The sequence below is a fragment of the Cuniculiplasma thermophilum genome, from assembly GCF_052315355.1.
Taxonomy (GTDB): Archaea; Thermoplasmatota; Thermoplasmata; order Thermoplasmatales; family Thermoplasmataceae; genus Cuniculiplasma.
The window spans coordinates 12,670-33,214 of the sequence record NZ_JBLSDF010000021.1 but is presented as its reverse complement, the minus strand read 5'-3'; the positions used below and the strand labels follow the sequence as shown (position 1 = coordinate 33,214).

The window sequence follows — 20,545 nt, the reverse complement described above, 5'->3', positions numbered from 1 at the left end:
GTATCATGACTATCCTGAATCCATAAGGAGATCAATACATTCTACAAATCTCATAGAAAGAATGAACAAGGAGATAAGAAGAAGGATCAGGATCATTGATTCAATGCCGTCGGAAGAGAGTGCAATGAAGATCATTTATCTCAGAGCAGCAGAGATAAATGATAAATGGTCTATGAGATCATTGAGAGGATATTATAAATGCATTGATGAGATTAAGGAAATGTTCCAAAGGAGGTATCCTTTATAAATACACAACATTTGGGACACTATGGTATCCAGAAATAAAGCATAAATATTCTTCTATTGATATAAACTCTTGGTACAAATCCTGCGTATTAAAATAATTAGTTCCCTCTAATAAGAAATTGCAATGCTTCAAAAAAGGTATTTTTGGCAAAATCCACCTCAATCCCTTGCATTATGCTAACCATGAGCCCATTATGTAAACTTACCAGTATTTCGGATAAAATATCAATATCTCTAGTCTTCAATCTTTCATCATTTCTTAAAAGTTCCATAATAAGTCTTTTAACCAAATTTATATATTTATCATGTTCGTCCATCAGAATACGTTTTATATTTTCATTTCGATCTATTTCACCTAATGCTTTTATCCAGAAAAATCTGATATGTTCTGGAAGGGATAACTCTTGTTCCATAAAATTTTTTGCCAACTCTTCAATATTATTATAATCTGATGAGGTCATTGCAGATTCCAGGAATGATTGTGTGATTTTACAAGTTTCTATAAGCAGATCCTCTTTGCTTTTAAAGTATAAATAAAGAGTTCCCTTGGTCACCCCCACTTTTTTGGCTATCTCTTCCATATTACCTCGATTAAACCCTTCATAATAAAAGACCTCTGCTGCCGCATTAATGATCTTATTTCTTGCTAATTCCTTGTACTCCTTCAGTACTTTCGGCATGAGTCAAATATTCAAAAAAAATATTTAAAAATAACTAATCGAATATTTTTTATACTGACTATTTATTCAGTTTTATGACTGCTAATTTACACAAAGATGAAAGTTCCCATTTAGTTATTGGAGCCACCGGGGGTTATGGGTATGCAATTACAAGGTTGTTGTTGGAGCGTAATTACAATGTAAAATTGGCTGTAAGGGATGTTAATAAGGCCAAATTACTGTTTGGTGAAAATTTAGAAGTAGATCAAGTGGATGTTCTGAACGCAGAATCGATTAAATCAGCCACAAATAAAATAGACTATGTTTATGTGGCCTTTAATTTTCCATATAATCAGTGGTTTAAGTATGAAATTGCAATGTCACACATTATTTCAGCAGCAAGATTGAATAAATCAACTATTATTTTCCCAGGAAATGTTTACGGATACGGGAAGTTTAAAAAAATTCCCTTTGATGAAACTCATCCCTTGTCCTCAGATACTATTAAGGGAAGAATTAGAAATGAAATAGAAGCAAAGTTGAAAAAAAATTTTATTGATGGGAAAATAGGATTGATATTACCAAGATTCGCTGACTTTTATGGTCCAAATGTCACAAATGACCTTTTTGGTGCAATGTTTAAGGATGCAATGAAAAATAAATTCGTAAAATGGATAATTAACCCAGACGTCTTGCACTCATTTACTTATATTGAAGATGCTGCAAGGCCAACACTTCTAATGGTGGAGAATGATGATATGGGTGAAGTGTATCATATTTCTTCTAATGCAATCACCGGCAGAGAATTTATAAGCAAGATTTTTTCACATTTAGGTAAATCCCCTAAAATCAGAGTCTATAAAGAATGGGAATTAAGATTATATTCTTTCATAAATTCACAGGTCAGGGAAGTATTGGAGCTTAGTTATGAATTTGAAGAACCATACGTTATGAGTAGCGAAAAATTTTCCAGCAGATATTCTGATTTCAAATTTGCCGATTATGATCTTGGAATAGAAAAGACATTAAACTGGTTTAAGAAATATTCAATCGATCATTTTTGACGCATTATGTCTTGAAAAATAAATGAAAGTCCATTAAAATTGATCATTGAACAGATCGTATCAAGTTTGGCCTTTGATTCCTAATACAACTCAATTTTGTATTTAAAAAAAATACATTCTCAGTTAATTTTTATATAATAACAGTTTAGGAAAATATGTTCTTTCAGGATATCGATAAAAAACTCAATATGCGCGTTATTCTAAGAGTAAGGCAGGATACGGAATTTTTTAATCTAACAAATGAGATACCAAATAGGTTACCGTCTTATATTTACAGTGTGGATGGTGAGACATGGCTTAGCGTTTACTTTCCAAAGGGCCAGAAAGATCAGCGAATGAATTTAATTTACAATAAGTTTAAAGCCATTGAAAGAGAGGATTCCTATGTAATAAATTCAAGAATTAACAACATACAGGATCTTAAAATAATAAATGAATTATCCGACGTTAAATCATTTGTGTTGAACAGAGCAGATATGAGGGGAGGGTTCCTTAACATCTATGCAAGATTCCACAAAAACGACCTGGAAAATGTCTCCGAATTGCTTTCCAAATACATGTCGGATTTGAAAAATTCCAGAATTGACTGGCTTGGGCCAAGTCCTGGCCTAATGTATATAATGAGCCTGATAAACAGTGACTACCCGATTTCTCTTCTTACTTATAATGTTCCAATCAGGGAAGAGGACTCTTCATTAAGAGATAAATGTACGGATGGAATAATAGAGGTCAAGAATAACGTCACATCTAATGATGAAATAAGGGCAATATTTTATTCAGATAGAGCTGTGGATGATATGATTCCAATTGACAAAGAAAAAATGATATATTCAGTTACATTGCGAAACTACTTTCTAAATGAGGTAAGAAAAAGAGCAAACGAAAAACACATACTTAGATTAAGACACTTTGTAAGAGTTAGTAATGAGAAACTAAGGGTATCCGTTTTTGTACCTTCCAGTATCATTTACGATCTTTATTCAATAATTTACGAGATCGCAAGAAATTCAGATAAAAGAATTTACATTGAAAATCTGCTCCCCTTTAGTGATACTCTTTGGGATGTGATATAGGGAATTCTTACCATATTTTGGTTCTAATTTTACTTCAGGAATGATTAATACTTCTTACCGGAAAAAATAAAAGATCAAAATTTTTAAAGCAAAGATGCAAGAGGCCAAAAGAAAATCATAGATTTACTCCAAGATCTGGGGTAAACAAATTGAAAAATGATTTTATTTCGTCACATTCAAAATACATTCCTAAATTCCAGTTTTTGAGATTTGAGCCTAAAGGTATGGACTGGAGGGGATTTGAACCCCTGGCCTCTTCCATGCCAAGGAAGCGATCTACCTCTGATCTACCAGCCCAGTGAACACAATATTATTCCATACTATATGATTTTAACGTTACAGTTCATAACTCCCCTCCCTATTTACAATGCTAAAACTTAATTAGATTGGTATGTTTATCAAGTAGGACTATGAATCTACCCAAATTGTCAAAATCGAAACGAGAGAAAAAACTTCATGTCAAAAAGAAGCAGGATGATGAAGAAGAAGTTGTAAAAAATGAAATGCCAGAAATCAAGAAGTACGAAGTGATGGATGAATACAGCATTGTTCCAAGAGTTGTTTCCGTCGAAATTTCTTGGAATCCAGACATTCTTGAAGCAATATATGTCGTAAATGAGCCAATGATGAACGCAGAGGAATTGGAATTGCTTGAAAGAATAGAAAAGAACATGGAACAGGTTGTTAAGAGTTCAAAAACACTACCTGAAGACCTATCGGCATTAACAATAGACCAAATTGTAGAAAACTACCTATCAAACAGAAAGAATAAGTATCCACTCAAAACAATTGACAAATTGAAGTACTACATAAAAAGAGATTATGAAGGTTTTGGCCCTCTGGATGCAGTTGTAAAGGATCCAATGGTTGAGGATGTTTCTTGCAACGGAGTTGGCATTCCTGTATTTATCGAACATAAAATACACGGGTCTTTAAGAACGAATATAGTTTTTGATACGGAGGAGAAACTGGATTCTTACGTAGTGCGGCTGGCTCAGATGTGTGGAAAAGAGGTATCCATGAATGAACCCATTATTGATGGGACATTCCCACAGGGGCATAGAATACAGCTCACATTCGGGAAAGAGATTTCAACAAAAGGTTCCGCATTTACTTTCAGGCTTTTTAGAGAAACGCCGTTTACACCAATTGAACTAATAAAATATGGTGCGGCAACTCCTGAAGTGGTCACTTACCTCTGGTTTGCGGTTGAAAACTTGAAGTCTGCAATTATCGCAGGAGTACCCGGTGTAGGTAAGACGTCCACAATTAATGCAATGCTAATGTTTGTACCCTCAAATACTAAGGTGTTTAGTATCGAGGAAACAAGGGAAATAAACATTCTCCATCAGAACTGGGTCGCCACTTCAACAAGAGAAAGCATATACTCATCTGGCAGTGCAGACGAAAAGAATCCACCCATAGGTATGTTTGAACTTGTGAGAATGGCAATGAGACAAAGGCCGACTTACATAATTTTGGGGGAAATCCGAGGTAGAGAGTCATATTCTCTCTTCCAGGCCATATCCACAGGTCACACTGCATACTCGACAATCCACGCAGATTCTATGGAAACACTTGTTAATCGTCTGGAGTCAAATCCTCTGAACATACCAAGAGTTCTCATAAGTGCATTGAATATAGTTATATTTAACAAATTTATTCGAATGGGAAGCAGAAATATGAGAAAATTGACAGAAATTGACGAGATCATGGGGATTGACCCTGATTCCGGTGAAATATTGTATAATAAGGTATACAATTTTGATTATAATGAGAATAGGCAGGTGTTTTCTGGATATAGTAAAATATTGAATGAGATCAGAGATTCCAAACAATGGACTGATGAGGAATTTCAGAGAGAATTTGAGAAGAGACAGAGATTATTGGAAGGGATGCTTAAGAATAACATAACGGATTATGCAAATATTACCAAGATTATTAACATATTTTACAAGGATCCCGAAACTGCATTGAGGCTAGCGAGTGGTACATAATGGCAAAGAAGAATAGCATACAGATTACCTCAATCAATACGAGTAAAAAGCCCGTAAGAAAGGATAGGTCGAAGAAGCCAAATATTGCTATACCTAAGCCAACAGCTTTTGATAATTTCTCCAAAGCCGTATTTGGAGGGCTATTTGAAAAATACGTAAACACATCAAATATGGATGTCACACTTCAGAAGGCTAAGATGCCAATTACTGCGGAAGAGTATCTAGCCAGAGGAACTATGGGGGCAGTCATATTTGCAATTGTATCATTTGCAGTGGTTAATCTTTTCTCTATAAGGTTCGCAGGTTATACTTATTTGTTCTTCGCCTTTTGGTTTCTGGCTGTGATTCTATTTCTTGCCTTTATGGGGGAATATCCCAATTCAGTTGCAACTTCCAGAAAAAAGAAGATCGATGCAGTTCTGCCATTAGCTATGGGATACATTGCCACAATGGCATCTGCTGATATGCCTGTTGAAAATATAATATATGAGCTCTCAAAAAGTAAGGAATATACTGAACTTTCCCGTGAAGCTCAGGGGATATCTGTATCAACAAGGCTTTTCGGAAAGGATATAATCACCGCTATCAAGGATGGAGCCACATATACACCATCTCCACGTTTCTCAGAGTTTCTCCAGGGGATCATAACCACAATGACCTCAGGAGGGGATCTTAAGGAATATTTCAAACAGAAAGCATTGCAGTATCAGACTGAACTTAGCACTCTTATTAAAAGAAATACTGAATCACTGTCGGTTCTTGCTGAGAGTTACATTATTGTGGGTGTTATGTTTCCTCTTATTCTTATGGTAATTATTGGAACGGTAACTTCAGTCATACCCGGAGAGGGGAGCCTGACAATTGTAGTCCTGTATCTCATAGTTGGTCTCATAATCCCAATAATAGCTGTTATGTTTGCCTTAATTCTGAGTAGCACCATAGGTGAGGTGGATGTATGAAGTACGAATATGCAGGTCTTGAGTTAAGATACATTGTGCTTGCTGTATCAGGTCTGGTCGTTTTCATAATGCTATTCCTGGGATTTTTCATAAAGGTTGCTTCAATTGATCCTCTGGTTCACCCATTAACGGTCAGTTCAATTTCACTTATCATCATATTTCTTCCATTTGGATTGGCCGATTTTGCGGAAGTAAAAAGGAAGGAGGAGGCAGAAAGGAGATTACCTGACTTTCTGAGGGATCTTGCTGGTCACACCAATTTTGGTACTCCAATGTCTGAGGCCATACTAAGAAGTGCAGAAGTTAATTACGGTCCCTTATCAGAGGAGGTAAACCAGATTGCGGGTATGATAAGGCTGGGAATTCCAGTAGAAACTGCACTGGATGATTTCGGAAAGAGACTTAAATCGGAAACCATAATTAGAGTTGGTAAGATCATTAAAAAGGCCAGTGAATCTGGAAGCAATACCTCTGACGTTATATCATTGATATCAAGTTTTACCACTCAAACATATCTTATGAGAGAAAGCAGGTTTGCAGATATGAGGAGTTATTCTACAACAATGGCAGTCTCATTCGGAGTTTTCCTCTTTGTCATTATAATGCTCGATCTGTTCTTCTTCCCTCAGATTGCTGGGCAATCTTTGGGTGGTTCGGGGGCCACTCTGAATATAAAGTCATCATCCTTTGGTCTTATTGAAAGAATATTCAGCGCGGGAATTATAATTCAGAGTGTAGCCAGCGGTCTAATATCCGGTGTTTTCAGAGATGGAAGGCTGGTTTCAGGTTCTCTTGTATCGGGAATCCTGGTGTTCATCAGTATGGTTGTACTTTTAATAGTGGGGGTGATGTAAATGAAATTATTACCAAGTAGCAGTAAGAAGAAGAGATCACGAAGACCTGGTAGAAAATACGGGTCTAAGCAGGTTGTAACAAGGCTGAGATACCCAAAGCGAACAGGCGAGGATAAGCTATTCGAAGAAATAATTCCGGGGAAGGTGTTTGCAAGGGTATATTTTGACAGGGCAAGTTCCATATTTAAATACGAGGTAGACGAGCCGGAACTTAAGGAGAGAACCATGCGATTATACCAGAAGCTGGTTCTGGAATTTATAAAAGCACTAACAGATCCCGAGAATAAAGAGATGAGCAGCATAACAAAGGAAGCTGCGGCAGACAAATTTATTTCAGCCATTAGGGAAACCGGATCTTTCACAATGGAAGAGATGGATTCTATTTCATATTTCGTGGAAAGAGATATAGTTGGTTTTGGAAAGATCGATGCACTCATGAAGGATCCTAATATAGAAGATATCTCCTGTGATATGCCAGGAATTCCTGTTTTCGTATTTCATAAATCTTTCGGATATATACCCACCAACATAATTTATGAAGATGAAATCGAACTGGAAACCTTTGTAAAAAAAATATTGCAGGATGTTGGGAGACACATATCTATCGCTAACCCCATAGTTGATGCCACACTTCTTGACGGCTCAAGAATATCCTGTTCCATAGGAAGGTATGTGACTAACAAAGGGTCATCATTCACCATTAGAAAATTCAAGGAAGAACCTTTGACTCCAATCGATCTTATACAGAGGAATCTGGGTAGTGCAAGAACATTTGCATATTTCTGGGTTCTGACTGAATACGGCGGAAATGTTATGGTTGTGGGAGGTACCGCAACCGGAAAGACAACACTTATGAATGCTATCCTGCTTTTCATACCGTCTCAAAAGAAGATAGTATCAATTGAGGATACAAGGGAAATAAATCTAATTCATGAAAACTGGGTGCCCATGGTTACAAGAACCGGATACGGAAAGTTAGATCCTGAGACAGGAAAAAGAAATGGGGAAATTGACATGTTCGATCTCCTGACAATAACCATGAGGCAGAGGCCAAGTTATGTCATAGTGGGAGAGGTAAGGGGTGCTGAAGCCTTCACTCTGTTCCAGGCAATGTCCATAGGAAGATACGTATATGGAACATTTCACGCAGATGATATAAGTACATTTATACACAGAATGGAGTCGAAGCCAATAAATGTACCAAGAAACCTCCTTCTCACACTGGATGTGGCAGTAATTCTACAGAATGTTATTGATGAGAAAGGATCCAGAAGGAGAATCAAAACAGTATCCGAAATAGCCGGACAGGACGAATCCACGAAGGATATTGTTATCAATAATGTATTCACATTAAACGAGATCTCAGATACCCAGGTGTATTCCGGCTTCAGTTACACCCTTAAGAGGATTGCAGAGAAAGAGGGGAAATATGAGGCGGAGCTTGAAAGAGAGGTGGAAATAAGAACCATGGTACTGGAAAAGATGATCGAAAAGGGTGTGAACAATTACAAGGATTTCTACAACGTGGTCAATCTTTTCTACAAGGACAGAAAGAGGGTTTTTGCAGCATTGGAAATGGAAGAGGAGATTCAGGCCTGATTTGCCTCTTGAATCTCCGGCAAAAGCCTGTTAGCTACGGTTGGAATATACACTGTCTGAAACAGTATGGAAAGAAGAACGATAAAGGTCACATTTACCTCAATAATTGGTCCCCAGGTCAGTAGCAATTTATTTCCGGAAGCAAGACCAATGGCATAGGGTATGGACGATTCAACAACTGAGACTACACCACGGGGTCCTGATAGGGCAATAAAGAGTTTTGTCCTCCAGCTGTTAAGTGTATTCCTGTTTTTCTTTCTGGCTGGAGGGAGTGATGTGAAGACTGCAATCGGTCTAACCACAAACATTACTATTATGGAAAGAATAAAACCCTGAATAAAGTAAGACTGAAAATCACTCATAGTTATGATGCTCCCAACGAGAATGAATATGAACCCCTGAGCCAGAAATGATAAATTTTCCTGAAAATTTGCCTCTCTGGACCAGAATATACTCCTGTCGGAAAAATTCCCTACAATCGCTCCTGTGGCTATTATGGCAGGAAATGGGGTCACTCCAAAACCTTCAAGGATGGTGAGCTCAAACAGGATCACTCCCAACAGGAGACCCACAATCAGATTTTCAAAATTAAGAAGCTTGTTCAGATAGATTATGCCAAAGCCTATAACTATTCCAAAACTCGATGGGACAATTATCTGAATCAGCAGGAAAAATGGAATCGCAGGATAGAATCCAACAAAGGATGTTACAGAATTGAAAAGTGATGAAAATGATGATCCCGAATATATCAAAGATATTGCCAGGGTTACCATAATTATCGCCAAAGGATCATTAAAAAGGCTCTCTCCTACAAGAGTTCCTGAATAATCGTCGCTCATCTTTATTTTCTTGAATAGGGGTATGAGTGTTGAAGGGTCTGTAGGAGAGATTATGGAACCGAAGAGAAATCCCACTATAAAGGGAGCCCCAGTTATAAGAGAGAAGAGCAATCCGGCCACGACCGCAGTCATAAGCATTCCTATTGTATTCAAGGATATTATGCCCCTCAGAAATTTTCTCAGTATACGAAAATTAATATTATGAGATTCATAATAAAGTATAACAACAAGCCCAAGAACACCAACTCCAAATCCGGCAAAATTGTTTACCAGATAGGTTGCATAGGAGTGATTTATGACCCCCAGGATAGGTCCGAAGAAGAGTCCAAGACCTATAAGTATAGGTATCTCCACCAGGGAAGCTTTTCTTGCAATAGGTATGGAAAATGAAGCAATTATCAGTATAAGACTGAGTTGAATAAAATCCGTATCCTGAAAAAAGCTCATCTTTTCTATACTTCTCCTGGACTATATGGTAAGTTTCTTTTGTGCAAGCTTTTTAAATAGAGTTCCTTGACTCTTACCGAAACAGGGTCATTTCCAAAATCACCGTTTTTTCTGAAATATTCAATTGCCCTATCTATTTCAGTGTATGTGAAGCCAAGTTCGTCCTCGTCCTTCTGGCCCTCCCATAAACCGGCGGTTGGGGGTTTCTCTATTATTGAACTTGGGACGCCCAATCTCTTTGCCTCCTCCCTGACCTCGGTTTTTGTAAGATTTATGATTGGTTCAATATCAACACCACCGTCACCGTATTTTGTAAAGTAACCGGTAATTAATTCTGTATAATTTGTTGTTCCAATAACAAGTCCATTGTTTACGTTTGCGTAATAATAAAGCAGAATCATTCGGGCTCGTGATTTTATATTCCCAATTGCCGTCTTTGATTGAGGGTTCAGTAATTTAACATAAGCATCTAATATCTGGCTAATATTGATCGTTTCCACCTTTACTGAAAAGGTCTGTGATAATTTTTTTATATCTTCATAATCTGTTGATGGTGTATTGTTATCCGGCATAAAGTAAGCCTTTATCCTGTCATTGTTGATTGTTTGTGAAAGGAAAGCCAGAACCAGGGAACTGTCAATTCCTCCGCTCAAACCCAAAATTGCATTCTTATCAGCTAATTTTTCCCTCAAAAAATTAGAAATATACTCGTAAGTCAATTCAGATCAGTAATTGGTATGTCATTTTACAATAATTATTTATTGGAGATTATCCAATTGAAATTTCAATTTCATTTTAGAATTCAGAATTTGAGCCTGTCTTCTATTCGCTCCATTGCCAACTTCATAAAATTATTCATCACTACGCTTGTAGTAACAGGACCAACACCACCAGGAACAGGTGTCAGGAAAGCGGCATAACCGTTAAGTTCTTCCTGAACGCAATCTCCAGTTACTCCATTGTCAGTGTTAATTAATCCAACATCTATCACTGCTGCCCCTTCCTTGATATAATCTTTCCCCAAATATCCCGCCTTGCCAGTGGCTGTTACAACAACATCGCTTCTACTTGTTATTTCTCTTAAATTTTCAGTCTTACTGTGGCAAACGGATACAGTATAGTCTCTGTTCAGAAGTGCGGCAGCTAGTGGTCTTCCTATAATATTGCTTCTGTTTACTATGCAAACATGTTTTCCAAATCTGTCGCCAAGGGATTCTATGATCCTCATTGCAGCATCGGCTGTTGCAGGTATAAGAACCCTCTCTCCCATAATATTTCTACCCATATTCTTCACATTTGCCCCTTCGACATCCAGGTAGTCCGGAACTATATTCTCTATTTCTCCAGGATTTATCCACTTTGGAAGTGGCCTTTCCACAATTATTCCATCAGGATTAAGATCCTTGAGTGTATTCTCCAGATATTCCAGTGGATTGAAATTGTTTTCAGGTTGGGGTACATTTATTGAAACTGCTTCAATGTCCAGATTATTGGCCTTTTTAATTTTGCTTCTTCCGTAAATGCTCGCCTCCTCAGTTCCTGATGGATCAACTATTGCAAAAAGTGGTTTTCTTCCCCTTATGTTTTTAAATCTTTCAGACAATCTCTTTGATTCTGCATCTATACCTCTGGCAAACTCTCTTCCGTTAAATATTTCAGTTTTCAATTTACCACCTTATTACGCTTTTAATTTCTCCATCCGGTTTTTTCTTGAACTGTTGAAGATCACCAGGATCGTAATATCCCGTTATTATGTCTTTCAGAATATCTCCGTATTTTCTGTGCCATTTTGACAAATAATCCAGGGCTTTGATATAATGGATTCTTGCTGCATCCACTGATCCAGCGATTGTTATATTTCTTTCTACAATGAAATCTATGTCAACACCGGTAATAGTTGCCTTAGGAGCTTTTTCATTGGTTCCGAAAAGAATTGCAATACCATTGTAGTTCAATCTTTTCATATAGTTGAAAACTGTTCCTGGATCACCACTTGTGTCAATGAGAAGATCTATGGATAATTTTTCCAGAACTCCTCCCTTTTCAGATGAGCAAAGGAAGTTGACTCCAAAGGCTTGGCACATGTCCATTTTGTTCTTCTCAATTGGGTGTCTGTTCATAATGTATGTTTCAAAGCCATAATCCCTGCTTAGTAGGGAATATAGAAACGCCTCTGATCCTGTTCCAATTATGAGGGCTTTCTTACCTTCTAGGGTGGATGAACTGTTATTATAAATAAATCTGGTCGATATTCGTTCAAATACTTCAAAGGCCTTTACAACATTTTTTGTGGGCTCGGTGAGAACTGCAATATCGCCCATGGAACGATCTGAAACTTTTACAAGATTATGGTCGTAGTCCTTAAATTCTTCCCTCATGAATCCGTGAAGTCCAGTGATTCCAGCTTCATGCTTATCTCCATCGGAACAGTTATCTGGTCTCCCAATTAAACAGTTAGGGCATTTTCCCGGTCTTCTCACAAGGGGTACCACAAGGTCACCGGACTTAAATTCTTCAGATTCAGATTCGACCACCTCACACAGGGATTCGTGACCGATTACCAAAAAATCGTATCCGTCGGGATTGTACGCGAATGAAAGACTTCCATCCACAATCCCCCTGTCCGTACCGCATATTCCTGTCAGCACAGGTCTAATTTTTACATTTCCCTCTTCATTCAGTTTCACGCTTTTAAAATCTATCCCTCCAGTTGGGGCGTGGGTGTAATATGCCTTCACGTTTTCCATGGAAGTTCAGTCCTTTTATTGTAAAAAATATTTCTAAAGTTGATGTCCCATTTTTTCCTTTTTAGTCATCAAATAGAATTTATTAAATTCGGTTGCCTGGCTTTTCATTGGTATTCTTCCGCTTACCTTAATTCCATTTTCCTCGAGAAAGTGTATCTTTTCGGGATTGTTTGTCATAAGTTTCACAGATTTTACTCTAAAATACTTCAAAACATCAACTGCATATGTATAGTCTCTTCTGTCTGCGGGAAGCCCAAGCTTTAAGTTTGCTTCAACAGTATCATAGCCCTGTTCCTGCAAACTGTAAGCCTTTATTTTGTTTACCAAACCTATTCCTCTACCTTCCTGTCTCAAATAAATTAGCATTCCATAGGGCTGTTCTCCCAGGTATACCAGGGATTTTAACAACTGATCTCTGCAATCACATCTCTTAGAGCCAAATACATCTCCAGTCAGGCACTCGCTATGTATCCTCAGGGGCACATTTTCCTTTCCAGTAACATCCCCCTTAACTATAACTGCATTTTCATTATTTTCGCCATCGTCGAAGGTGTAAATATCAAAGTCACCTGCCAGAGTTGGCAATTTTGCTTTTGCTGCTAATGTAATCATTTTCTCTCACTTTATGATTTGTTCGTTATATTAAAAGATATATTAGAAAAATTTTGTTTTATTTTATAATTTGTAGTAATCTCCGGCTGGGCTTTTTGGGAAAAAATGATTGATAAAAGCAGATTATTTTTTAACAAATTTTTAACTTGTTTGCATTCTTCAATAGACTATTAATACATAGAAACGTTTTAATAATAAGTAATGCTAAATAAATATGGAAGGGGATAATAAAGAAGATATGAAAGCATTGCTTGACGAGTTCTACAAATCAGTCGGAGAGTGGAAGAAATTTTCTCCAGAGGAAATGGGGGCATTCATGGATTTCCTTGCAAAGGTGGAGAGACCTAAGTCCCTTGATACTAAGACAAAGGAACTTATTGCTGTGGCTCTTTCCGTTGAGGCACACTGCAAATGGTGCATTGCCTTCCACACCGATGGAGCATTAAAGGCGGGGGCAAACGAGGACGAGATACGTGAATCTGCCTGGGTAGCTGTATTAATGGGTGGTGGCCCAAGTCTCTCCTATATGCAACTAGTAGAAGCCGCGCTGGTGCAGTTAAAAAAGAAATGAGTTCTATTTCCAATTTAAAATGCTCAAAGAGCATAAATCTGTCCGTTATATTATTATGCATCAATCTTGGTTTCAAATTTTTTAGATTCATCGTTGTTACCAATTCTATTTTTGCCTTTGATTTTTTACATTTTTGTAATAAGTTAGACAGATGTCACGGTTATGGGTTATGGAAAATGGCATAGAATGCAAATCAATTTAATTATTGAGATTTTTAGAATATTTATGGAACTATACCACTTCAATAATGTATCATATCAAGAAACAAAGGTCCGTCACGAAATGCCTTGATATGATCGTATCCTGAAAATATTTAGTCAGTTATGATTACAATCAATATAACCCCAGAAATCTAATCGTACAAGGATACTTAATCTTAATCCCATTGGGAATTTTTTTAAGAAAATCTATGTCAAAATGACCTATTTTTCCTCTACTAAAAGAACTTATACCTGAGTGCGGGTGCCGGGATTTGGACCCGAGGCACGAGCTTGGCAAGCTCGCGTGTTACCAGGCTACACCACACCCGCCTGCATTGTGTATATTTCTTTTAGTTATAAATTTTAGGATAATTGCTCATCTCAAATAATACCAAAGGTTCTCTCGTAAGATGATATTATTTCCCAACCGACCGTCCATATGGTCAGTTCCTCCTCAAAAATTGAAACCGAATCAAGTTCATCATAGATGGGGCTGATAAAATCACCCTCACTGAATCCTCCGATTATTACGTTCAAATTTCCAGATTTTATGACATCTCCTATCTTTGCCATCCTCCCCTTTGGACTCAATAGAAGATCTGTACCATCTCCTCTGAGTAATCTATGGAATTTTCCATCCTCGATTGATATGAGTGTTTTTCCATCAGGGGAAACAAGGTTTCCCTTTGAGAGTAATTTCTCAAAGAGACCTGCAAATCTGTTGTATGACTTTGGTATTCGAGTCTCTGGTGATATTCTGATGATCTTGTCGTTCTTGGTATGTATATTTATTCTAAGTTCTCCTTTTTTATTTAGAATCGAATCCTGCGTTACGTTTAGAAACGTATGAAAAATATCTGGCCTGCCCATCCTGTTGGACATTCCAGGGAAGTGCCTCTCAATTGCGCCGTGCATATAGTTGGAATCAAGCAGCATTTCGTTATATTTTTTACCAAGATTCTTGGCAACTTTTCTAATCTGATAATCCTCCCACATAGACTCGGGAACAAGTTCAAGTTCAGCATCTATAATGTTAAGCGTGAGCACACTGGATAAGTTGTGAATCTTATTTATTCTTTTACGGTTTTATACACTGGAGTTACCAAAGAAATGGTTAAAATATATGGTATAATTAAGGTGACAGATGGCCGGGTTGGGGTAGGGGATATCCTTGGGGACTGTGGATCCCCGGACCCGGGTTCAATTCCCGGACCCGGCCCTTAGAGGTATCCTGAAGATTCTGGGCAAATTAGTCCTTATGCAATGAGTGAGTCAATTAATAGAAATCATCATTCTCCATGAGTTATTAATTGGAATTTATTGTCAGTTAAAATAATCTTATCTTAATTAAGGATGAAAATTCAACAAATTGTTACCTTAATATCTTGTATTGATATATGCCATTGATTGAATTGGATGATTATGACGCATCTCAAATACAAATTCTTGAAGGACTTAAGGCTGTAAGAAAAGTTCCAGGGATGTATATAGGAAATACGAACGTTGAGGGACTTCATCACATGGTTTACGAAGTTGTAGATAATAGCGTTGATGAAGCCGGAGCTGGCTATGGGGATAGTGTATATGTCACTATAGGAAAGGACGGGAGTATAACTGTTGAAGACAATGGAAGGGGCATTCCAGTCGACATTCATCCCAAGTATGGAAAACCTGGTCTGGAAATAGTGTTAACTGAACTTCACAGCGGGGCGAAATTTGATAAAAAAGTGTATAAAATAACTGGGGGACTACACGGTGTTGGTGTTCACGTTGTTAATGCGCTCTCCTCCAAATTGATAGCGCTGGTTAAAAAAGAACAGAAATTATACTATATGGTTTTTGAAAGAGGGCTACCCGTTTCAGAGCTTATTGAGCTGGATCGGAATCAGCAATCGAACGACGAAAGAATCCGTGATGTTAAAATTGTAAATGAAAAGGGAACAGGAACAGTGATAAAATTCTGGCCTGATCCTCAAATCTTCCAGGTCCTTGAATATTCAAGGGAGATATTGGAAAAGAGACTAAGGGAGCTCGCATACCTTAACTCGGCGATAAAATTTACTCTTTATGATGAGCGTGAGGGAAAAGAAGAGAGTTTTCACTTTTCAGGTGGATTGACTGAATTTGTTTCATACCTATCGGAAGGATATGATACAATATTAAAGGAGACAATAAGAGATAGGCAGGAAAAAGGGGATGTCACTCTGGAATATGCCCTACAGTATACAACCTCCAGCAATGAGGTGATGGAAGGCTTTGTGAACAACATAAATACGCCTGAGGGCGGAACCCATATAGGAGGTTTCAAAGCAGGACTGTCAAAAGCAGTTCTTGATTATGCAAGAAAAAAGACTAACATAAAGGGAACCGAGAAAATAATTGGGGACGACATCAGGGAAGGCATAGTTGCAGTAGTTCACGTGAAAATGTTCAATCCTCAGTTTGAAGGACAGACAAAGGCTAAACTTGGAAACAGTGAAATAAAGGGTGTTGTGCAGTCAATTGTTGAAAATTCAATTAAATTTTATCTTGAAAGTTATCCCAATGTGGCAGATGCCATAGTTAAAAGGTCCATAGCAGCGGCTGAGGCAAGAGAAGCCTCAAGGAAGGCAAAGGAACTGGTAAAAAGAAAATCCACTCTGGAAAGTGGAGATTTGCCAGGGAAATTAGCCGATTGCTCTTCCAATGATGTTACAAAAAATGAGTTGTATATAGTTGAGGGAGATTCGGCAGGAGGTTCAACAAAGCAGGCAAGAAATAGAGATTTTCAGGCGGTACTTCCATTAAGGGGAAAGATTCTGAATGTGGAAAAGGCATCAGATGACAAGACATTTAACAATCAGGTGATCCGTGACCTGATAACTGTCATAGGTGTTGGGACCGGCGAAAACATAGATATGAGGCGGTTAAGATATGGAAAAATAATTATTATGACTGATGCAGATGTTGACGGAGCACATATACGTACATTATTGCTGACATTCTTTTACCGACACGCCAAGGAGCTTATTACATCTGGAAATATATTCTTTGCAGAACCTCCACTTTTCAGAGTTCAGAAGGGAGACAAGGTTGCATACGTCTATTCTGAGGAGGAACGGGATAAAATAGTTCAGCAGATGGGTAAAAATGTGATCACGCAAAGATTCAAGGGTCTCGGAGAAATGAATCCAGAGCAACTCTGGGAAACAGCCATGAATCCTGAAACAAGAAGGCTGGTGCGGGTCAGCATAGAGGACGCAGTGGAGGCTGATCACCTATTTTCTATTCTGATGGGCGAAAAGGTTGAACCCAGAAGAAGATTTATTGAAGAGAATGCAAAATATGTTAAGGAAATCGATGTGTAGGTGAAATCTAATGGAATCGAGACCAATTGAAAATGAAATTAAGAAATCCTATTTGGAATACGCCATGAGCGTTATTGTAAGCAGAGCCATACCTGATGTGAGGGATGGCCTTAAACCCGTTCAGAGGAGAATTCTCTATTCAATGTACGAGAATGGATTTACAAGGGATAAGCCCTATAAAAAATCGGCGAGGATAGTAGGAGAGGCTATGGGTAAGTATCACCCCCACGGTGATAGTGCTATCTATGATGCAATGGCAAGAATGGCACAGGAATTCTCTCTCAGATACCCATTGATAGATGGGCAGGGGAACTTTGGTTCAATTGACGGAGATGCCCCTGCGGCAATGAGGTATACAGAAGCCAGGATGAATTCTATCTCTGAATCCATGCTGATTGATATAGATAAAAATACAGTCCCATTTATGATGAATTTTGACGGAACACTCCAGGAACCTGTGTATCTTCCTTCAAGTATTCCGAATCTTCTCATAAATGGTGGATCAGGAATAGCAGTGGGAATGGCCACCAATATGCTTTCGCACAATCTCAATGAAATTGGCGAATCAATAATTGAGACTGTAAAGAATCCTGAAATAACCATTCCTCAGCTTTTGAAAATTGTAAAAGGCCCAGATTTCCCAGGTGGTGGGATAATATGGTTCGATAATGATCTCATATCCGCCTATGAGACAGGAAGAGGAAAGGTGAAATGCAGGGGTGAAGTATCCCTTGATGAGAAGAAGAGAATCATAATTACCAGCCTTCCCTACGGGGTCAACAAGTCAAATTTTCTTGAAAACCTTGTTAAGAAGATCAATAGTGAAATAATTGACGGTATTTCGGACATTAAGGATGAGAGCAACAGAGAAGGTATGAGAATTGTTATCAAGATAAAGGATGAGGAGATGAAAAGTCTCATCGTAAACAGGCTTTATATGCATACAGAACTTGAGCAGAGCATAGGCATCATAAATTTAGTACTGGAAGACAACCAACCAAAGCAGATGAATCTTAAGGAACTGATCACAAGTTATATCAGACACAGGCTCAATATAATCCTTAAGAGAAGTATATTCGATTCAGAGAAGCTGAAGGAGAGAGAGCACATTCTGGAGGGTCTTCATATTGCCCTTTCAAATATAGATCAGGTTATAGAAACAATTAGAAGGAGTAAGGATGGAAACGAAGCAAAGATGCAGCTCATTGAAAAGTTTACTTTAAGCGAGAAGCAGGCTGAAGCTGTACTGGACACAAGGTTACAGAGGTTAACAACCCTTGAAGTGGGAAAGATAGAGAAGGAACTTGATGAGACCAGGAATGAGATTAAACGCCTTGGTGAAATAATCGATTCTGAGGACAAAAGGAAGGAAATTTTAATTGGCGAAGTAAAAGAGATAATGAGAAAATATGGTGACGCAAGAAGAACAAAGGTTGAATTTGGGGAACTTGAAAACATAAGGGATGAGGATGCCATTCCAAGAGAAGAAAGTGTAATAATTCTCACCGAGAAAGGTTTTCTGAAAAGAGTCACCCTTGACGAATACAGATCGCAAAAGAGGGGTGGAAAAGGTGTTCAGACATCGGTAAGAAATGAGGATCAGGTTAAAACCATTGTAAACTGCAGTTCACACGATCCTGTTTTCTTCTTTACAAACACTGGAAAAATGTACTCAATGAAGGCATATGGAATAGAGAGCAAGAGCAGGAAAGGGGTTGGTGTGATAGGTTCCGCTATTTTGAAATTAGGAGAAGGCGAAAAGATTACGGATATGATGAAGGGAAATGAGGACTCATCAGGTTTTCTCATACTTGCCACTAAGAGAGGATTCATTAAGAAGACTCCATTCTCAGAGTTTCAGAATGTGAGAGCAAACGGAATAAGGGCAATAAGCCTTGATGAAGATGATGAACTGTCCTCGGTGTTTTTCATTGATGGAGAGAGGGATATTATTGTAGTTTCAGACTCAGGCAAGGCTGCAAGGTTCAAATCTGAAGAGATGAGACCCACGGGAAGAGCATCAAGGGGTGTAAAATCCATGAAGATAGGGGATAAAGAATATATTTTGAAAGCATTCCCGGTCCAGGAAGGGCAGGATATTCTCACCGTATCGGTCCGTGGGATTGGAAAAAGGACTCCAGAGGCAGATTTCCCAATCCATCACAGAGGATCATCAGGCGTCAAGATCATGAAAATCACGGAAAGGACAGGCAAGGTTGTTGCCGCACTACCTGTTTCTGACGGCGACGGAGTAATCATAATGACCAAAAACGAACAGACAATAAGGATAGAGGTTGATACGGTGAGGGAACTTGGAAGGAACTCTCAGGGTGTAAAGTTGATAGATGTGGATGATGGCGATGAAGTCATTTCAGCAGGGAAGGTCACTTCAGGGGATGATAGATGAAAAAAATATTCATTGCCGGGACTGGTAATGTAGGAAGGAACCTGATTGATCTGATCAATAAGTATCATCCCAATCTCAAGATAGTTGGAATAGAAAATAGGAGAGGCTTGATACAATCAGAAAACCTCACCTTAAAGGATCAAGAAGAGTTTCTTAAGAACCCTCATTCATTTCAAAAGAAAGATATTGATGTTGAATACGAAATTTATGTTGATCTCAGATCTGCAACTCCAGATGGCAAAATGGAGATGGAAACTTACAGGGAACAGTTTGAGAATGGAAAGGATGTTGTAACTGCGAATAAATCAGGCCTATCAAACTACTGGCAGGAAATAATGAAAAGCAAGGAAAATTCTGAAAGAAATATTCTTTATGAAGCTACTGTCGCCGGAGGACTTCCTCTCTTTACAACAATAAGGCATTCAGCCAGTTATTTCAAAATTACCCATTTTCGAGGAATAGTAAATCTTACAAGTAATTACATAATCAAAGGGATAAATTCAGGTCTTTCTATGGAACAAGTGACCAGTGAAGCAAGAAGACTGGGTATTGCAGAGGAGAATATGGATGACGACCTCTCTGGGAAGGACTCAGCAAGAAAAGCAATTATCCTTGCAAACTCACTCTTCGGAATGAATTTACGTCTTAAGGATATAACCTATGGTGGTTTTGACCCCCAAAATACTCTCAAAAGAATGCTTCTGGTTACAATTGATTCCACAAAGGGTTTTTCCCTAAGATCTGGACTTGAAATACTGGATTCAGAGGATCCTTTTCTCTCCATGGGAGGAACAGCAATGGCTGCCGATTTTAAATTTCAGGGTAGAGCAGGAATAAGCATCCATGAAGAGTTTGATGGCCCGGTAGAAACAGCATCAGCGGTTCTTAATGATATTCTCGAGATATAATCCAATGTTTATATAG

Annotated in this window: 18 protein-coding genes and 3 tRNA genes; 12 read left to right on the top strand and 9 right to left on the bottom strand. The window is 38.2% G+C overall.

What is annotated here, in order from left to right; translation table 11 throughout:
* Positions 1-247: transposase (locus tag ACNF42_RS05100; RefSeq protein WP_443339543.1), on the top strand; the 247-nt coding region annotated here is incomplete at its 5' end.
* Positions 248-344: 97 nt separating this feature from the next.
* Here ACNF42_RS05100 and ACNF42_RS05095 read toward each other — a convergent pair.
* On the bottom strand, positions 345-926 hold the full coding sequence (locus ACNF42_RS05095) for a TetR/AcrR family transcriptional regulator (RefSeq protein WP_443339541.1): 582 nt from the start codon (positions 924-926) through the stop codon (positions 345-347).
* 74 nt (positions 927-1,000) lie between these two features.
* Between ACNF42_RS05095 and ACNF42_RS05090 the strand changes: the two genes are divergently transcribed.
* On the top strand, positions 1,001-1,969 hold the full coding sequence (locus ACNF42_RS05090; protein ID WP_443339539.1) for an NAD-dependent epimerase/dehydratase family protein: 969 nt from the start codon (positions 1,001-1,003) through the stop codon (positions 1,967-1,969).
* Between the two features lie 155 nt (positions 1,970-2,124).
* Positions 2,125-3,042 (top strand): hypothetical protein, encoded by a 918-nt coding sequence (locus tag ACNF42_RS05085; RefSeq protein ID WP_443339538.1) that lies wholly within the window; start codon positions 2,125-2,127, stop codon positions 3,040-3,042.
* 225 nt (positions 3,043-3,267) lie between these two features.
* Here the strand turns inward: ACNF42_RS05085 and ACNF42_RS05080 are convergent.
* A tRNA-Ala gene (locus ACNF42_RS05080) sits at positions 3,268-3,339 on the bottom strand.
* A gap of 113 nt (positions 3,340-3,452) precedes the next feature.
* Between ACNF42_RS05080 and ACNF42_RS05075 the strand changes: the two genes are divergently transcribed.
* The 4 genes from ACNF42_RS05075 to ACNF42_RS05060 are packed head-to-tail and all read left to right on the top strand — an operon-like array spanning position 3,453 to position 8,451.
* On the top strand, positions 3,453-5,039 hold the full coding sequence (locus ACNF42_RS05075; RefSeq protein ID WP_443339536.1) for a type II/IV secretion system ATPase subunit: 1,587 nt from the start codon (positions 3,453-3,455) through the stop codon (positions 5,037-5,039).
* Positions 5,039-5,998 carry a type II secretion system F family protein gene (locus ACNF42_RS05070; RefSeq protein ID WP_443339534.1) on the top strand — a complete coding sequence of 320 codons (960 nt, stop codon included), beginning with the start codon at positions 5,039-5,041 and terminating at the stop codon, positions 5,996-5,998. The genes ACNF42_RS05075 and ACNF42_RS05070 overlap by 1 nt, the downstream gene beginning before the upstream one ends.
* Positions 5,995-6,852 (top strand): type II secretion system F family protein, encoded by an 858-nt coding sequence (locus tag ACNF42_RS05065; RefSeq protein WP_443339532.1) that lies wholly within the window; start codon positions 5,995-5,997, stop codon positions 6,850-6,852. Before ACNF42_RS05070 ends, ACNF42_RS05065 begins: the two co-directional genes overlap by 4 nt.
* Positions 6,853-8,451 (top strand): type II/IV secretion system ATPase subunit, encoded by a 1,599-nt coding sequence (locus ACNF42_RS05060; protein ID WP_443339531.1) that lies wholly within the window; start codon positions 6,853-6,855, stop codon positions 8,449-8,451. It abuts the gene before it with no gap.
* Here ACNF42_RS05060 and ACNF42_RS05055 read toward each other — a convergent pair.
* The 5 genes from ACNF42_RS05055 to ribA form a co-directional block, all read right to left on the bottom strand.
* Complete coding sequence (locus ACNF42_RS05055; protein ID WP_443339529.1) at positions 8,442-9,737, bottom strand: cation:proton antiporter; 1,296 nt, start codon at positions 9,735-9,737, stop codon at positions 8,442-8,444. The genes ACNF42_RS05060 and ACNF42_RS05055 overlap by 10 nt on opposite strands.
* Before the next feature lie 5 nt (positions 9,738-9,742).
* Complete coding sequence (locus ACNF42_RS05050) at positions 9,743-10,456, bottom strand: NAD+ synthase (RefSeq protein WP_443339528.1); 714 nt, start codon at positions 10,454-10,456, stop codon at positions 9,743-9,745.
* A gap of 83 nt (positions 10,457-10,539) precedes the next feature.
* Positions 10,540-11,403, bottom strand: a complete 864-nt coding sequence (locus ACNF42_RS05045; protein WP_443339526.1) for a bifunctional 5,10-methylenetetrahydrofolate dehydrogenase/5,10-methenyltetrahydrofolate cyclohydrolase — start codon at positions 11,401-11,403, stop codon at positions 10,540-10,542.
* A gap of 1 nt (position 11,404) precedes the next feature.
* Positions 11,405-12,484, bottom strand: coding sequence for a glucose 1-dehydrogenase (locus ACNF42_RS05040; RefSeq protein WP_443339525.1), 1,080 nt, complete (start codon positions 12,482-12,484; stop codon positions 11,405-11,407).
* Positions 12,485-12,517: 33 nt separating this feature from the next.
* Positions 12,518-13,096: a GTP cyclohydrolase II gene (ribA, locus tag ACNF42_RS05035; protein WP_443339524.1), complete on the bottom strand. Its 579-nt coding sequence runs from the start codon at positions 13,094-13,096 to the stop codon at positions 12,518-12,520.
* 214 nt (positions 13,097-13,310) lie between these two features.
* Here ribA and ACNF42_RS05030 point away from each other — a divergent pair, with 214 nt between their 5' ends.
* A complete protein-coding gene (locus tag ACNF42_RS05030) occupies positions 13,311-13,667 on the top strand; it encodes a carboxymuconolactone decarboxylase family protein (protein ID WP_443339523.1) in 357 nt (118 codons plus the stop codon).
* 457 nt (positions 13,668-14,124) lie between these two features.
* Here ACNF42_RS05030 and ACNF42_RS05025 read toward each other — a convergent pair.
* Together ACNF42_RS05025 and ACNF42_RS05020 are read right to left on the bottom strand one after the other, a co-directional pair.
* A tRNA-Gly gene (locus tag ACNF42_RS05025) sits at positions 14,125-14,197 on the bottom strand.
* A 51-nt stretch (positions 14,198-14,248) separates the two neighbouring features.
* The gene (locus ACNF42_RS05020; RefSeq protein ID WP_443339522.1) at positions 14,249-14,914 is read right to left on the bottom strand and encodes a 16S rRNA methyltransferase; all 666 of its coding nucleotides are present in this window, start codon (positions 14,912-14,914) and stop codon (positions 14,249-14,251) included.
* A 100-nt stretch (positions 14,915-15,014) separates the two neighbouring features.
* Here ACNF42_RS05020 and ACNF42_RS05015 point away from each other — a divergent pair.
* The 4 genes from ACNF42_RS05015 to ACNF42_RS05000 all read left to right on the top strand — a co-directional run bounded on the left by ACNF42_RS05015 (position 15,015) and on the right by ACNF42_RS05000 (position 20,529).
* Positions 15,015-15,086: transfer RNA gene (locus tag ACNF42_RS05015), tRNA-His, on the top strand.
* A 184-nt stretch (positions 15,087-15,270) separates the two neighbouring features.
* Positions 15,271-17,214: a DNA gyrase/topoisomerase IV subunit B gene (locus tag ACNF42_RS05010; RefSeq protein WP_443339544.1), complete on the top strand. Its 1,944-nt coding sequence runs from the start codon at positions 15,271-15,273 to the stop codon at positions 17,212-17,214.
* 10 nt (positions 17,215-17,224) lie between these two features.
* On the top strand, positions 17,225-19,621 hold the full coding sequence (gene gyrA / locus ACNF42_RS05005) for a DNA gyrase subunit A (protein ID WP_443339521.1): 2,397 nt from the start codon (positions 17,225-17,227) through the stop codon (positions 19,619-19,621).
* A complete protein-coding gene (locus ACNF42_RS05000; RefSeq protein ID WP_443339520.1) occupies positions 19,618-20,529 on the top strand; it encodes a hypothetical protein in 912 nt (303 codons plus the stop codon). Before gyrA ends, ACNF42_RS05000 begins: the two co-directional genes overlap by 4 nt.
* The last annotated feature ends 16 nt before the right edge of the window (positions 20,530-20,545 follow it).

Bases quoted from the DNA above. Each gene is read 5' to 3' on its own strand.
- ACNF42_RS05095 (WP_443339541.1), bottom strand. From the start codon at position 926: ATGCCGAAAGTACTGAAGGAGTACAAGGAATTAGCAAGAAATAAGATC.
- ACNF42_RS05090 (WP_443339539.1), top strand. From the start codon at position 1,001: ATGACTGCTAATTTACACAAAGATGAAAGTTCCCATTTAGTTATTGGA.
- ACNF42_RS05085 (WP_443339538.1), top strand. From the start codon at position 2,125: ATGTTCTTTCAGGATATCGATAAAAAACTCAATATGCGCGTTATTCTA.
- ACNF42_RS05075 (WP_443339536.1), top strand. From the start codon at position 3,453: ATGAATCTACCCAAATTGTCAAAATCGAAACGAGAGAAAAAACTTCAT.
- ACNF42_RS05070 (WP_443339534.1), top strand. From the start codon at position 5,039: ATGGCAAAGAAGAATAGCATACAGATTACCTCAATCAATACGAGTAAA.
- ACNF42_RS05065 (WP_443339532.1), top strand. From the start codon at position 5,995: ATGAAGTACGAATATGCAGGTCTTGAGTTAAGATACATTGTGCTTGCT.
- ACNF42_RS05060 (WP_443339531.1), top strand. From the start codon at position 6,853: ATGAAATTATTACCAAGTAGCAGTAAGAAGAAGAGATCACGAAGACCT.
- ACNF42_RS05055 (WP_443339529.1), bottom strand. From the start codon at position 9,737: ATGAGCTTTTTTCAGGATACGGATTTTATTCAACTCAGTCTTATACTG.
- ACNF42_RS05040 (WP_443339525.1), bottom strand. From the start codon at position 12,484: ATGGAAAACGTGAAGGCATATTACACCCACGCCCCAACTGGAGGGATA.
- ribA (WP_443339524.1), bottom strand. From the start codon at position 13,096: ATGATTACATTAGCAGCAAAAGCAAAATTGCCAACTCTGGCAGGTGAC.
- ACNF42_RS05030 (WP_443339523.1), top strand. From the start codon at position 13,311: ATGGAAGGGGATAATAAAGAAGATATGAAAGCATTGCTTGACGAGTTC.
- gyrA (WP_443339521.1), top strand. From the start codon at position 17,225: ATGGAATCGAGACCAATTGAAAATGAAATTAAGAAATCCTATTTGGAA.
- ACNF42_RS05000 (WP_443339520.1), top strand. From the start codon at position 19,618: ATGAAAAAAATATTCATTGCCGGGACTGGTAATGTAGGAAGGAACCTG.